The sequence below is a fragment of the Lacisediminihabitans sp. genome (assembly GCF_036404185.1).
GTDB lineage: Bacteria > Actinomycetota > Actinomycetes > Actinomycetales > Microbacteriaceae > Lacisediminihabitans.
In genome coordinates this window covers 1-14560 of sequence record NZ_DASWPB010000220.1, presented here as the reverse complement: position 1 = coordinate 14560, position 14560 = coordinate 1, and the positions used below count along the sequence as shown (strand labels likewise).

13 protein-coding genes are annotated in these 14560 nt (G+C 68.4%); 2 read left to right on the top strand and 11 right to left on the bottom strand.

The features are described from left to right. Positions 1-58: 58 nt before the first annotated feature. Genes VGC18_RS15460 through VGC18_RS15445 form a run of 4 tightly spaced genes read right to left on the bottom strand, consistent with a single transcriptional unit; the run spans position 59 to position 3639 of the window. Positions 59-589, bottom strand: coding sequence for a hypothetical protein (locus VGC18_RS15460; protein WP_331099019.1), 531 nt, complete (start codon positions 587-589; stop codon positions 59-61). A gap of 52 nt (positions 590-641) precedes the next feature. Beyond that, on the bottom strand, positions 642-1856 hold the full coding sequence (locus tag VGC18_RS15455) for an ABC transporter permease (RefSeq protein WP_331099017.1): 1215 nt from the start codon (positions 1854-1856) through the stop codon (positions 642-644). Further along, entirely contained in the window at positions 1853-2545 is a 693-nt protein-coding gene (locus VGC18_RS15450) for an ABC transporter ATP-binding protein (protein ID WP_331099015.1), read from the bottom strand. The genes VGC18_RS15455 and VGC18_RS15450 overlap by 4 nt, the downstream gene beginning before the upstream one ends. Beyond that, complete coding sequence (locus VGC18_RS15445; RefSeq protein WP_331099013.1) at positions 2542-3639, bottom strand: hypothetical protein; 1098 nt, start codon at positions 3637-3639, stop codon at positions 2542-2544. The genes VGC18_RS15450 and VGC18_RS15445 overlap by 4 nt, the downstream gene beginning before the upstream one ends. A 101-nt stretch (positions 3640-3740) precedes the next feature. Here VGC18_RS15445 and VGC18_RS15440 point away from each other — a divergent pair, with 101 nt between their 5' ends. After that, entirely contained in the window at positions 3741-4448 is a 708-nt protein-coding gene (locus VGC18_RS15440) for a response regulator transcription factor (protein ID WP_331099011.1), read from the top strand. Beyond that, entirely contained in the window at positions 4438-6219 is a 1782-nt protein-coding gene (locus VGC18_RS15435; RefSeq protein ID WP_331099009.1) for a HAMP domain-containing sensor histidine kinase, read from the top strand. The genes VGC18_RS15440 and VGC18_RS15435 overlap by 11 nt, the downstream gene beginning before the upstream one ends. Here VGC18_RS15435 and VGC18_RS15430 read toward each other — a convergent pair. From VGC18_RS15430 to VGC18_RS15400, 7 genes are all read right to left on the bottom strand, one after another. After that, the gene (locus VGC18_RS15430) at positions 6194-7837 is read right to left on the bottom strand and encodes a sensor histidine kinase (RefSeq protein ID WP_331099007.1); all 1644 of its coding nucleotides are present in this window, start codon (positions 7835-7837) and stop codon (positions 6194-6196) included. The genes VGC18_RS15435 and VGC18_RS15430 overlap by 26 nt on opposite strands. Next, on the bottom strand, positions 7834-8064 hold the full coding sequence (locus VGC18_RS15425; protein ID WP_331099005.1) for a hypothetical protein: 231 nt from the start codon (positions 8062-8064) through the stop codon (positions 7834-7836). Before VGC18_RS15425 ends, VGC18_RS15430 begins: the two co-directional genes overlap by 4 nt. Continuing rightward, positions 8061-9557: a glycosyltransferase gene (locus VGC18_RS15420; protein WP_331099003.1), complete on the bottom strand. Its 1497-nt coding sequence runs from the start codon at positions 9555-9557 to the stop codon at positions 8061-8063. The genes VGC18_RS15425 and VGC18_RS15420 overlap by 4 nt, the downstream gene beginning before the upstream one ends. Next, on the bottom strand, positions 9554-10276 hold the full coding sequence (locus VGC18_RS15415; RefSeq protein ID WP_331099001.1) for a histidinol-phosphatase: 723 nt from the start codon (positions 10274-10276) through the stop codon (positions 9554-9556). Before VGC18_RS15415 ends, VGC18_RS15420 begins: the two co-directional genes overlap by 4 nt. Further along, positions 10276-11271 (bottom strand): ATP-grasp domain-containing protein, encoded by a 996-nt coding sequence (locus tag VGC18_RS15410; protein WP_331098998.1) that lies wholly within the window; start codon positions 11269-11271, stop codon positions 10276-10278. The genes VGC18_RS15415 and VGC18_RS15410 overlap by 1 nt, the downstream gene beginning before the upstream one ends. A gap of 2 nt (positions 11272-11273) precedes the next feature. Continuing rightward, positions 11274-12338 carry a response regulator gene (locus VGC18_RS15405; RefSeq protein WP_331098996.1) on the bottom strand — a complete coding sequence of 355 codons (1065 nt, stop codon included), beginning with the start codon at positions 12336-12338 and terminating at the stop codon, positions 11274-11276. A gap of 145 nt (positions 12339-12483) precedes the next feature. Continuing rightward, positions 12484-14544, bottom strand: coding sequence for a DEAD/DEAH box helicase (locus VGC18_RS15400; protein WP_331099022.1), 2061 nt, complete (start codon positions 14542-14544; stop codon positions 12484-12486). Between the last annotated feature and the right edge of the window lie 16 nt (positions 14545-14560).

Below are 14560 nucleotides of genomic sequence, written 5' to 3'. Positions count from 1 at the left end.
GCGGAGGTGACCAGCACGACTGCCGCCAGCATCACCACGGCGACGGTCTGCCGTGCCGTCACTTGTTCTCCTCCTTGTACACCTGTTGCTCACAGACCGGCATGTACTTCTGCCCGAGCACGTTCGACTCGGTGTCGTGACGGGGACCACCGAACACCTCGCCCACGACCGGATTGGTGGGCTCGTTGTACAGCTCCACGTATCTCACCCCTTTGGATCTCAGACAGTCGATGACCTTGATGGCGAAATCGACGGCCTGAGGATTGCTGCGATCCTTCTCCCAGGCAGGCAGGGGCTTCAGCGCCGCGCAGGCATCGAGTGCGTCTTGGGAAATCGCCTCCCCTGGGAGGACGCTGCCCTGCCTGGAATCGTCCAAACCGGTGACCCCATGGTCGGCCATGCACCTGTCGTAGCGGGAGTAGAGAAAAGTAAGGTCCGACGCGTTCATGTCGAGGCGTTCTCGCGGACGGCCATCCGCATCCGGCGACGGTGTCGTGGTCGGGACCCTCTCGTCCGGCGTCACCAAGGTGGCAACCGGCGCGTCGTGCCCCGGCGCCTGCGTCGAGCAGCCAGTCGTTGCGAGCGCCATCAGCATGATGATTGTCAGACTCCTGCGAGGGGTCATCGTGTGTGCCTTTCATTCAGACCGAGGCGAGGGCCTCGGTGGGGGTGAGTCGGGCGGCGCGGATCGATGGGTTCAGCCCGGCGACCATGCCGACGACGAGCGCGCCGACGATGCCGAGCACGACGGCGGTGGTCGGGATCACGGGCGGCCATCCCTGGAAGGCCGCGTAGCCGACGGTGATCAGGATGCCGAGCACGATTCCGGCGGCACCGCCCAGCCCGGAGAGCGCGACGGCCTCGGCGAGAAACTGCCCACGGATCTGGCCTCGGGTGGCGCCGAGCGCTCGCCTCAGCCCGATCTCGCCGCGGCGCTCCAGCACGGAGATGAACATCGTGTTGGCGATGCCCACTCCCCCGACCAGCAGCGCCACGCCGGCAAGGCCGAGGAACAGACCGGAGAAGCTGCTCTCCGTCGCCCTCTTGGCGGCGAGCGCCTCCGAGGGCAGGCTCACCTGCACGAGGCCGGGCGACTGCGGATACAGGGCTGCCGGGAGCACGGCCCGCACGGACTCGATGGAGTCCTCCTGCGCCTTCACGTAGACCACCGTCGGGTGCCCGTCGAAGCCGAGAGTGGTCTTGGCGGCATCCCAGCCGACGATGACCGAGCGTTCGATGTCCTGGGCGAGCGGCATCGGCGCGAGGATACCGACCACGGTGAACCAGGTATCGCCGATGTACACCTCCGGCGCGGGCTGCCCGGGCACGATCCTGCTGAAGCCGAGGCGACTGGCGGCGACCGAGCCGAGCACCACCGTGGGGAAATGCGACCCCGCCGTCGTGAGAAAGCTGCCGGAGTACACGTGCGCGTTGATCACCGAGGGCAGGTCGAGGCTGCCGGCGAGCACCGTGAGACCGCCGCTGTCGAGAGGATCGACGAGGTCCGAACGGCGCACGGTCATGTGGGTGTTGCCGACAACGGCCGCCGCGGTGACCGGTCCGATCCGGGCCGCCATGCCCTGGGCATCCTCCGGCAGCTTCAGCGGGTCGCCCTGCTGCGGTACCGGGTCGGCGCGCAGGATGTTCGTGCCGAGCGCGGTGAGCCGATCGAGGAGCGCGGCCTGACTCGATGCCGGGATGCCGGTGACGATGATCATGGTCGCGATGCCGAGCGAGATACCGAGGGCGGAGAGCACCGCTCGCAGCTTCCGGGTGCTGATGCCGAGGAAGCCGAGGCGGAGCACGTCGCCGAGGGACAGGCGCACCGGCTCCGTCACCCGTGTGAGGTCGCTCATCCCAGGCTCCCGCCGGTCGCGGTGTCGTGCCGGATGGTGCCGTCGCGGATCTCGACCTGGCGTGGCAGGCGCATCGCGATGTCCCGATCGTGGGTGATGATCGCGATGGTCGTGCCATCGCGGTTGAGACCGAGCAGCAGCTCGAGCACCGCCTCACCGTTTGCGGTGTCGAGCGCGCCGGTCGGCTCGTCGGCGAGCAGCAGTGCCGGGGCGTTCACCACGGCGCGGGCGATCGCCACCCGCTGGCGTTCCCCTCCGGAGAGCTGAGACGGCAGGTGATTGGTGCGATGCGCGAGCCCCACCCGGTCGAGGGCCTCCAGGGCCATCGGCCGTCGGTCTCGGCGCGCGAATCCGGCATAAAGCAGGCCCGTGGCGACGTTGTCCACCGCGCTGAGGCCGTCGGTGAGGTGGAATTGCTGGAAGACGAAACCGAGCAGGCGGCCGCGAAGGGCCGAGAGGCGGCGATCGGGCAGTTCCCCGACATCCAGGCCGCCGATGTGCACGGTGCCCGCGCTCGCGTCGTCGAGCGTTCCCATGATGTTGAGCAGGGTCGACTTGCCGGAGCCCGATGGCCCGACGATGGCGAGCAGCTCGCCCGCACCGATGGAGAGCGAGACGTCGCTGAGGGCGGCGACGTCGCCGGCATAGAGCTTGCTCACGCCCCGCAGCTCGAGGACCGGGACCGTCACTGCGCGGTCACCACCTTCAGGCCGTCGGTGATCCCGCTGCCGCTCACCTCGACGAGCGACTGCGCGAACATGCCCGTCGTCACGGCGACGAATGTGCCGCTGGGCAACTGCAGTGCGTAGCCCCCCTCCTGCAGCGCCACCAGCGCGGCGATCGGCACCGCGAGAACGTTCGGGTGGCTCTCCGTCGTTACCTCCACCTGCACCGAGGCATAGTCGAGTGCGGCCACGTCGTCCGGGATGCTCGGCACCGCCGTCACGGTGAGCGTCGGCGGCCCGTCTGCCGGCGAATCACCGCCGCCCGAGCCAGAGCTGCTGTCGACGACAGTCGCTATCGCCGTGATCTTTCCGGTCGTCGTGACGTTGTCCGGCAGCACGATGGTCACCTCCGTGCCCACCGCCACCTTCGCGATCTCGCTGGCCTTGACCGGAACGGTCACCACCTTCGTGGTCGCTGTCACCGTGAGCAGGTCGCTCGCCACCGGGTCGCCAAGCTGCGCGGTCACGCTGTTCACTCGCACGGCGCCGGGAAGCACGAGCACCTGGCCGACGTCGAGCGTTCCCGTCGGCTCCAAGCCCGCCGCCGTCTGCCACCTCTTCAGCGCCGCGGTGGCTCTCGCGGTCCAGACCGCCTTCGCCGGATCGGCGGTCGGGATGCCGGTTGCAAAACCGAGAACCGCCAGGTTGTCTGCCACGACCGCGACATCCGCTCCTCTGAGACCGGATGCCCCCAGCGACCGGAACAACGGTGTCGTCCCGAAGAACACGGGCACAGGAACGTCATCGACCCGGTAGAGCGCGGCCCCCTGCGCGACGGAGTCGCCAGCAGCGGGCAGCTTCGTGATGGTGCCAGATCCCGCGCCCTTCACCGTCTGCACCAACCCGAAGCCGAGCGTTCCGGAGAAGGTCTGGCTGTTGGTGAGGTCCGTCTTCTTCACTGTGGTGGTGCTCAGAGTCACCGCCTGTGCCGGCGTCTGCGACGAAGAGCCGTGCAGCGCGAGCGCGGTCGTCGCAAGTGCCGCCACCACGAGGACGAGGACAACAACGCCCACCGTGACGATCGTCCTGCGACGGACGCCGGGCTGAGTCTTTTCCATGCCGTCCACCATCGCCGAGGGATGTCAGGAAGTTGTCAGCGCACGGTGAACCTCGTGTGATCCTCGGTTCCGCACCACGGGCGCCGCCTAGGATCAAGCGCATGTGCGCACACATCATGGTCGCCGAGGACGATCCGAAGCAGGCGGAGCTGATGCGCCGCTACCTCGAGCACGAGCACCACTCCGTCACCCTCGTGCACGACGGTCGCAGCGCCATCGATGAGGCACGCCGCCTGCGGCCTGCCCTGCTCGTGCTCGACCTGATGCTGCCCGTGGTGGACGGGCTGGACGTCGCTCGCATCCTGCGCGCCGAGTCCACCGTTCCCATCCTCATGCTGACCGCCCGTTCCTCCGAGGAGGATCTGTTGCTCGGCCTCGACCTCGGCGCGGACGACTATATGACCAAGCCGTTCAGTCCGCGAGAGCTGACGGCCAGAGTGCGTGCCATCCTTCGACGCCTCTCTGAACCCGCGGCATCTGCGCCAGGAGCATTGCTGAGGATCGGCCCGCTGACCGTCGATCCGCTACGCCACCTGGTTGAACTCGACGGCGTGCCGGTCACGATCACACCGGGCGAATTCCGGTTGCTCCAGACTCTTGCCGCCGAGCCAGAGAGAGTCTTCAGCCGGGAACAGCTGCTCGAGCATATGCACGGTTTCGACCGCTTCATCACCACTCGCACGATCGACGTCCACGTGATGAACGTGCGCAAGAAGATCGAGCCGCATCCACGGCATCCGCGCTATCTCGTCACCGTGTTCGGGGTCGGTTACAAGCTCACGGAGGGGACTCCCGCCGATGCGCCGTAGCCTCCTCGTCCGGATGCTCGCGGTGTCCATCCTCGTCGCCGTGTGTTCCATCGCCGCCACCGCCTGGCTCGCCGCGACCACCGCCTCCCGCGGGATCCGCCAGGAACAGAGCCAGGTGCTCGCCGACGACAGCCGCATCTACACGACCCTGCTGGCCTACTCGGCCAGCCATCGCGACTGGAGCGGCGTCGACGGGACGGTCACGAAACTGGAGAAACAGACCGGACGCACGATCACGCTGGCGACACGCGCTGCTCCGGCATCCAACGATCGGCGGGCCTCCGCGGTCATCGACCCGCTTGCGGTCGACCCGGTCATCGTGCCGGACACGCCCGCAGACAGGATCGATCCGGATGCGGTGGGCCCGTTCCGGCTGACGTCCGCGGAGAAGACCCAGCTCGCCGACCAGGCGGAGATCGTCATCGGCTGCCTGAAGAGACGCGCCGACAGCGCGATCGCCACCGCGCTGCCGAGCGGGCGCATCCGGGTGACGACCCCGTTCAGCGACGACTACTCCCGCTGCGGCGGTCGACAGCTGGACAATCCGACCCCGACGGAGGCGGCCGCCCTCGATACGTTACAGACGCTGGTGAACGAGTGCTTGAACCGCGCCGGAGACGGACCGGTGAAGCTCGGCCTCGACTTCACCTGGGCGGAGAGCGGCGCGCAGTCCGCCTCGACGGACGCCGGGTCGGCCGACCGAGATGACGACCAGACCGTGCAGGACTGCCTCGCTTCCAGCAGAAAGATTCAGCTCTCGCCGTATGTCGCGCCATCCGCGCTGCTCTACGTCACAACGAACGGCGGCACCGATGCGACTACTTTCGATCTTTCGCGCAGCAACCAGATCCGCATCGCCGGGGTCGCCGCGGGCGTGCTGCTGCTGGCCGTTGCCGTGACCGTGCTCGCCAGCACCCGGCTCACTCGGCCGCTGCGTGCTCTCACGCGGGCGACGCAGCGAATGGCACGAGGGGAGATCGCATCCCGGGTAACGGTGAAGGGTGACGACGAGATCGCTCGTCTCGGCGCCGCATTCAACGAGATGTCAGAGGCACGGGCAGGCAACGAGGCCCTGCGACGCACCATGACCAGCGATATCGCCCATGAGTTGCGCACCCCGCTCAGCAACATCCGCGGCTGGCTCGAAGCGGCCGAGGATGGGCTCAGCGAGCGTGATCCCGCCCTCATCGCATCTCTGCTCGAGGAGGCCCTGCTGCTGCAGCATATCGTCGACGACCTGCAGGATCTCGCGATGGCCGACGCGGGCAAGCTGCGATTGGCCATCGAGTCGGTCCGCATTGCCGACCTGCTCGCACAGGTGCGCACCGCTCACGGCGCCCATGCAGCGGTCGAAGGCATCGCCTTCACCGTCGAGACGATGGACGATCCGGTCGTCGACGCTGATCCGCTGCGACTACGCCAGGCGATCGACAATCTCGTCACCAACGCCCTCCGCCACACGCCAGCCGGTGGGACGGTCACCGTCAGCGCGCGAGAAGACAGCTACGAGCTCGTGATCGAGGTGGCGGACACCGGGATCGGCATTGCGCCCGACGATCTGCCCCACGTCTTCGATCGGTTCTGGCGCGCCGAGAAGTCGCGCAACCGGCGGACCGGCGGCAGTGGGCTCGGGCTTTCGATCGTTCGGCGGCTCGCCGAGGCACACGGAGGAACGGTCACGGCCTCGAGCACGGTGGGCGGAGGATCCGTCTTCGCCATACGGCTGCCTCTGCCTCGTCGGAAACCTACTCGGCAGGCAGGTTCATCGTGAAGACGGTGCCGACGCCTTCGACGCTCGTCACATCGATGGTTCCCCCGTGCGCCGTGACGATCGCCTTGGTGACCACGAGGCCGAGGCCGACACCGGGAACGGCGTTGCGAATCGCAGTGGACGCCCGGAAGAACCGGCCGAACAGCTGGTCCAGTTCGCCGGGCGGAATGCCGATGCCGGTGTCCCTCACCGAGATGCGGGCGACCGCACCACCGAACGTCAGCCCGACGGTGACGACGCCCGCGGCCGGCGTGAACTTGATGGCATTCGAGACGAGGTTGTCGCAGGCCTGGCCGAGGCGGACGGCGTCGCCGCGAATGAACACCGTCGCCTCCGGCAGCGCGGCCGTCAGCGTGACACCCGCGGTGACGGCCGCCGGGGTGCCGGATTCCACCGCGGCCTCGACCACCGCACTGAGATCGACCCGGTCTGGCTGGATAGGAAAACTGCCCGCCTCGATCTGGGCGGTGAACAGCAGGTCACCCACCAGGTGCAGGAGGCGTTTGGCGTTCCGCTCGGCGACCTGCACGTATCTCTGCTGGTCGTCGGTGAGGGGGTCGTCGCGAAGCAGATCGAGGTATCCGAGAACAGATCCGACAGGAGTGCGCAGTTCGTGGGTGATGAGGCCCACGAACTGGTCCTTGACCCTGGCCGCCTCCTGGACCCGGGTCAGGTCCGAGGCGACGAAGATGTAGCCGATCGGCTCGCTGTCCTCCCCCAGACGGGAGGTGGCCGAGACCTCGACCGGCACCTGACCACCGTCGGCCCTCACGTAGGTCCACTCCCTGACGGCGGCCATGCCGGGTCCCGCGCCCGCCACGAGCACGGAGAGGGGCGACGCCGCCGGGCTTTCCGAGCGGGCATCGATCTCCTCCGCGAGGTGGAAATCGCCGATGTGACGACGCCCCTGCGTCTCGCCGGGGGAAAGACCGAGCAGCCGGGCCGCCCCTGGGTTCCAGACGTCGATGAGGCCGTCGAGATCGGTTCCGATGACCGACTGCTCGGTCACGGCGTCGAGCACGCTCCGGGTCAGCTGGTCGGCGAGTCGCAACCGCCACTCGCTTTCGCGCGCGCGGGCGATCTGCTGCCGCAGCCGACGCGACAGCTCGTTGACCGTCAGCGCGCCCAGACCGTAGACGAAGGGGGCGAAGACCGCCCGCCAGAACTCCTCGGCTCCGGGGACGGCGGGGCTCAGCACTCCGAGGAAGTACGGCATGAGGAGCGCGATCGACGTCCCAGCCACGGCGAGCGCAATATACCAGCGCCCCGGCGCCGCCGCTATCCACACCACCGGCAGGAGGAGCAGCGGGGTGAACAGCGACACCGTTCCTCCCGTGCCCACCCGGAAGACCCCGATGGCCAGGAGGGACAGGAACGGGACGAGCACCGCGAGCGCGCTCGGCGGGGGTCGCAGCGAGAAGGCGACGGCCGTCGCGGTCGCCAGGGCCATGATCCCGATCGAGGAGTAGATCGAGGCCGCATGCATCATGTGCACCTTCGGCGCGATGAAGACGGCGACGAGCGCGACGCAGAAAGCGAGGAGCGTTGGCGAATGCCACAGCACGGCCGAGTTCTCGCCGAGGCGAAGGCCTGCCCGACTCCCGCCGTTCGCCGTCATTGGGAGACCCACAGGCCGACTAACACGAGGGCGACGACGAAGGCGAGGGCGATGAGCGCCCGGGGGACGAGGAGCCACTCGGCGCGGCGGTCGCGGTCCGTCTCCCAGTTCAGGAAGGTCTCACCCGGATGCCGCGGATCGGCGGCCACCGGTGGCACGCCTTTCGCGTGCCTGCGTCTGGTCTTGCCCTGCGACCCCGCCGGTTCGCGCACGATCGATCTGCTCATCCCAGCACCCTGCCGATCTTTTCCGTCTTCTCCCAGACCGAGTCCGCATGCCTGAATTCCCTGTAATAGGCGTCGACCGTCACGGCGCAGAGGAAGGGGCCGTAGCCGACCAGGTACATGAGGATGGGCACCAGGAAACCGACTCTGGTTCCCTCGATTGCCTTGGCCACATTGGCCACGACCATGGCGATGGAGATCCAGATGTAGACGAAGATCGTCCAGACGATGTGGCCACCGACGGTCAGGCGCAGCCCGAACAGCCCGGGGATCTTCGTCTCGAGCAGTCCGGGGAAGAAGGCGGTCACCATGACGAGCACGGAGACGATGCCGGGAGCGAAGATCGCCTCGCGCCAGCTGCTCACCGAGGCCTTACCGTCCAGTTGCAGGGCGAAGATGACGGTGTAGACATAGAGGCAGGCCGCCAGGATCCAGGTCGAGCGGAACGCGGCGTTGGCGATTCCGGTGTCAAGGAAGAACAGGCCGAGGAAGCCGATCGGCGCCAGCACCATCACCTGGGGCAAGAGCAGGATGCTGAACCACTGGAGGCCGAAGGAGAGGGAGCCGAGCTGCCGGTTGCGGTCGGGACGGAACCAGTACCGGCGGTACCTGGCGGTGACCTGGAGGTTGCCCCTCGCCCAGCGCAGACGCTGCTTCCACAGGGCCCGGATGCTCTGCGGCTCCTCCGCCAGCACGACCGCGTTCGGCTCGAAGACGGCCCGCCTGCCCCGCAACTGCGTCTCGAAGGTGGTGATGGTGTCCTCGGCGAGGGTGGACGTGTCGATCTGACCGCCCAGGTCCTCGAGGTTCCTGCGCGAATGGAGCTGCGCGCCGCCGGCCAGGCAGGCCAGCGCGCCGGTCACGTTCTGCGCGCGCCGGGCGGCGAGCTGGGCGAGCACGTATTCGAAGGCGATGAAGCGGGTGAGGTAGGTCTTGTCGGCGCTGCCCTCGCGGATGTATGCCGTCACGGCACCGACGGTCTCATCGGCCAGATGCCTGGTCATCTTGCGCAGGGAATCCGGGAGATAGATCACGTCGGCGTCCATGATAAGGGTCGCCTGCATCCAGTCGTCGCGGAGGATCTCACGAAGACCGTAGTTGAGCGTGTGCGCCTTGCCCTCTCCCCCCGTCGCCCGCCTGAGGTGGAACACGCTGCCCGGATAGAGCTCGGCCTTCGCCCGCACCACCTCCGGCGTGCTGTCGGTGCTCGCGTCGTCGACGACGTAGATGCGGATGCGGTCCGCCGGGTAGTCGAGCGCCATCAGTCGATCGATGCTCGGCCCGATCACCTGGCCCTCGTTCCAGGCGGGAATGATCACGGCGACCCTGGGAAGGTAGGGGCCGGCATGGCGGTAGTGGTTGCGCACCGAGTGGAAGGGGATCACGAAGAACTGATACGCGGTGGAGAGGATCGGGATCACCCCGAACCCGACGAGCGCCAGCAGAAGCACGACGACACCGATGTGCAGCCCGTCCAGCCAGTCCTCGAGCGTCATCGAAGCCCGGCCTCGGCGAGCAGGAGGGGAACACGACGGTATCGCCCAACCTCCGCGGCCAGGTGGCTGTCGGTCGCCGGGACCACGGTGACGCCGGCCGCGGCGGCGGCGGCCAGCACGCGGGGACCTGGGCATCCCCACTTCTCGTTGACCTCGACGAGCGTGTTCGTGGCCGCGGCCGTCTGCGCCCAGCGATCGAGATGGTCGTCGGTGAGGTCGTCCTCCGCAAGACCGACCTTGGGGAGGATGGAGAAGCAGTGGGCGAGCTGCCCGGACTCGACCGCCGACATCGCGCCGATCATCGCCCCGATCAAAAGGTCGAGGGCGTCCTGTCTCGACAGGCCTGCAGCCAGCCTCTGCCGGGCCTCGCGCGGCGACCACGGCCCGTCCGGGCCGGGGAACTGGTGGTCGGCGATGAGCACGGCATCGACGCCGGTCAGTCCGGCGGGGAGGTCGAGGGCGCCCGACGCGTCCAGGAGCTTCGCCTCGATCCCGGTACGCAGCAGAATGCCGTCCGGTCGCGGCTCCCCGGCGACGGCGGAGACGAAGTCGGGGACCCAGGTCGTCGAACCCCGGACATGCTCGACCAGCCGAAGCTCGGTGAGTCCGCGTTCCGCCCCGGCGGCGATGTTCTCGGCGAGGGTGCTCACGGCGTCGTCCGAGAAGGTCGAATGGACATGGAAGTCCGTCGCAAGCCCGTTCCGGTCGGGCAGGCTCATTACTCGCCCTCGAGATGCGCGGCGTTCTCGGAGCGGAGCACCTCGGCCGGGCTCAGGAAGATGTCCTCGAGGTACCGCACATTCGCCAGCTCGACGAAGTCGATCCGTTCGGGCAGTGGCAGTCCGAGCGCGAGATCGAGGGCGAGCGATGGCATGTCCACACCCGCTGCGATGGTGAGTGGCATCGCACCCGGGAAGCGGGGGTTCACCTCGAGCAGCGCGGGGCGACCGTCGCAGTCGTAGCGCAACTGCACGTTGGCCACGCCGACCAGACCGATCGCCGAGGCCGCGGCACCGGCGGTCGCCTCCAGGTCGGGATCGCGCACGGTTCTCCCGGCGATCGAGACCCCGGAGTCGACCCTGGTGCGGGTGCGAGGGACCGCGGCGACGATCAAGCCTTGCGCATCCGCGAGCACGTCGACGGAGAACTCGTCGCCGGGAAGATGCTCCTGCACGATCGTTCCGGCATCGAACGGAAGCGCCTCCAGCTGCTCACGCGAGGAGATCAGGCGGACCCCGCGGGATCCGGAGCCGCTGCGCGGTTTGACGATCACCGGGAAGGTCCACCGATGAGCGATTGCCGTCGTGTCGAGCAGCCTCGTCTCCGGGACGCGCAGCCGGGACGCGCAGCGCTCGGCGAGCGCGAACTTGTCCAGTGCGACGGCGAGCGTCTCCGCCGATGGCGCGGCCAGACGCGTGCCGGAGACCGCGCGCAGCTCGTCGCGGCGGGCGGCGAGCGGCGGCAGCTCGGCGTCCACCGTCGAGAAGAGAACGTCGATCCAGTCCTCGGAGCAGCGACGGATGACGTCGTCCACGAATTCGTCAGCGGCTCCCGGAGGCACGATACGACGGTGTCCTGCGGCAAGGAGATACAGGCCGCTCGCCCATCCGTCCATGTCGGCCGCGTAGACCTCGACATCGCTCCGGCGGAGCAGGGAACGGATGACCGCCACCCCGGCCGGGCCGCCGGCGCCGGTCACGAGCACTCTCGTCATCGTCAGCCCTCGTTCTGCTGGGTGGGGGCGATCCCCGCGGCCGGACTGTCCGCGGTGGGACTGCTCGCGACCTCGACGGAATCGCGGATGATCTCCAGCGGTTCCGCGCTCGTTCCCCCGCCGAACCGGGACCAGTATCGAGCGGTGGCGAGCACGAAGTCCGGTTCGAGGTAGCTGCGCACGTGGATCTGCGACTCGAAGCAGTGGAGGGCGCTCAGCTTTGTCTCGGTGAATCCGTCGATCTTGACAAAACGATTGGGATGGAAGTCGACGGTGCTCGACGGGCTCTGATAGCAGCCGACGGTGGGGACGCCCCGCGTGGCGACCATGGCGGCGTCGTGCACGGCCCGATGATCCTGATGCCGGTCGTGGTGGCTGTGGGTGTAGACGATCGTCGGGCCGATCTCGGCGACGACCCGTTCGATGATGCTGACGGTGGCGCCGGTGTTGCTGATCTCGGTGTCCACCAGGTCCTCAAGGAAGAGGCGCGCGCCGAGCAGTTCCGCCGAGGCGAGCGACTCCTCCTGCCGGCTCTCCGGCCGGCCGCCCACGCTGCCACGGGAGAGAGTGAGGATCACGATCGAGTCGCCACCCGCACGATGGGCCGCGAGGATGCCGCCGACGCCGATCTCGACGTCGTCGGGATGCGCCCCGATCGCGAGAACGACGGCTGGCGTCCGTTGCACCGTCGACCGCGCCTCCACGGCCATCCGCTGCACGACCTCGACCAGTTCTTCGGATGCCACCGGCTTGGTCAGGAATTCGTCCGCCTGGTTGCGCAGTGCCGCGACGGCGTACTGCACGGAGATGTGAGCGGTCATCACGACCACTCGGAGCCCCGGCCTGACATCGCGGAGCACGGAGATGAGGGCCAGGCCGTCGATGCCGGGCATCTCGATGTCGGTCAGGACGACGTCCGGCTCGAAGCTCTGCACCACCGACCGGGCCCGGAGGGGTTCCGAGAGGGTGACCACCTCGAAGCCGCCGCGCTTCTGGAGCACCGTACGGCAGTACTCGGCGACGTCGGCGTCATCATCGATGACGAGAACTCGATATTGCGACGTCATCGTCACACCCCTATCGACGTTGCCTTACCTTACGCCCAAAGGCCCTTCGAGTGAGCAAATATTAAATACCGCGCCGGTCCGACGACGAAGGCGCCTAGCCCCGGAGGGAGCAGGCGCCTTCGTGCGGTGATCTCGTCGGCGGCTGTTACAGCGCGGCGAGCTCCTCGATCACGCTGTCGCCGGGAACGGCGGGGATCACGGAGGCCGTGATCTCGGCGCGGCCGAGAAGCTCGTCCATGCGACGACGGCGGGACCGCGAGATCAGGGTGACCACGGTTCCGACCTTGCCGGCGCGGCCGGTGCGACCCGAGCGGTGGAGGTAGGTCTTGTACTCGTCGGGGGCGTCTGCCTGGATGACCAGGGAGATGTCGTCGATGTGGATGCCGCGGGCCGCGACGTCGGTCGCCACCAGCACGTTGACCCGACCGCTCGTGAGGAGCTGCAGGTTGCGGGTGCGGCGCGACTGGTTCAGGTCGCCGTGCAGGCTGGTCGCCGGGATGCCGGCGTCCTCCAGCTGGTCGGCGAGCTGCTCGGCGAACGCGCGGGTGCGGGCGAAGATCAGCGTCTTGCCCTCACCACCGGCGAGCTCCTCGATGATGCGGCCCTTGTCGCGCTGCTCGATGAGCAGCACGCGGTGGTCGATCGTCGAGGACGCCTGGTCCTCACCGGCGACCTCGTGGACGGCGGGGTCCTTGAGGTACTGCTTGACCAGGGTGGCGACACCCTTGTCGAGGGTCGCCGAGAACAGCAGCTTCTGGCCGCCCTGCTTGGTCTCCTCGAGGATGCGCTGCACCGGCTCGAGGAAGCCGAGGTCGCACATGTGGTCGGCCTCGTCGAGCACGGTCACGAAGACCTCGCTCAGGTCGAGACGCCCCTGCTCGATGAGGTCCTCGACCCGGCCGGGGGTCGCGATGACGATGTCGACGCCGCGCTGGAGGGTCGAGACCTGCTTGTACTGCGGGACGCCGCCGACGATGGTCGTGGTGAACAGTCCGACGCTGCGGGCGATGGGCTGCACGGTGCGGTCGATCTGCATGGCGAGCTCGCGGGTGGGGGCGAGGATGAGCGCGCGGGGCTTGCGGCCCGGCTTGCGGCCCGCGCCGCCCATGTTCTCCATGAGCCGCTCGACGAGCGGCGCGCCGAAGGCGATGGTCTTGCCGGAGCCGGTCTTGCCGCGGCCGAGGACATCCTTGCCGGCAAGGACGTCGGGGATGGTCGCGGCCTGGATCGGGAAGGGCTCGACCGCGCCCATGGCGATGAGCTGGCGGGTCATGTTGTCGCCGATGCCGAGGTCGCCCCAGGTCTTGCCGTCGACCTCGCCGGCCGTGATCACCTCGGCCTCGAGGCGCTCGAGGACAACGTCCTCGTGCGGGGTGAAGGACGACTTCGTGTCGCGGTTCGGGTAGAAGTCGCTGTCCCGGTGAGGCGCGCTGTCCCTGCGGGGCGCGCGGTCCTCGAAGGAGCGCTGCGGGCGGTCGTTGTACGAGGGACGCTCCGTCCGTGCCGGGCGGTCGTTGTACGACGGACGCTCCGTCCGAGCGGGACGATCGTTGTAGGCCGGACGGTCAGTACGAGCAGGCCGGTCGTTGTACGAGGGACGGTCGGTCCGAGCCGGACGATCGTTGTACGACGGACGCTCCGTCCGAGCGGGACGGTCGTTATAGGCGGGGCGGTCGCCATAGGCGGGACGAGCGGGCCGGTCGTTGTAGGCCGGACGGTCGGTACGAGCAGGGCGGTCGTTGTACGCCGGACGGTCAGTACGAGCAGGGCGGTCGTTGTACGCCGGACGGTCGGTCCGCGCCGGGCGGTCGTTATAGGACGGCCGCTGGGTCCGGTCCCCATACGACGGACGCTCGGTACGCTGCGGACGATCGCCATACGCGGGACGGGCCGGACGGTCATTATTGTACGACGGACGCTCGGTACGCTGCGGACGATCTCCGTACGACGGACGCTCCGTACGCTGCGGACGGTCACCATAGGCGGGACGGTCGTTGGTCGGCGTCCAGTTCGGACGGCGGTCGCCGGATGCGGGACGGTCGCCGGTGCGAGCGGCGCGGTCATCCTGGGTCCAGCGCTTCTTCACGGGCGCGGCGTCGCCGTGGAATCCGCGGTGCCCCTCGCTGCGGCTGCCCGTCTTGGGGGCGCCGGTGTTGTACTTCTTGGCGGGACGTCCCGAGGACGCCGGCTTACTGAAATTGGCCATGGTGATGCTTTCCGGG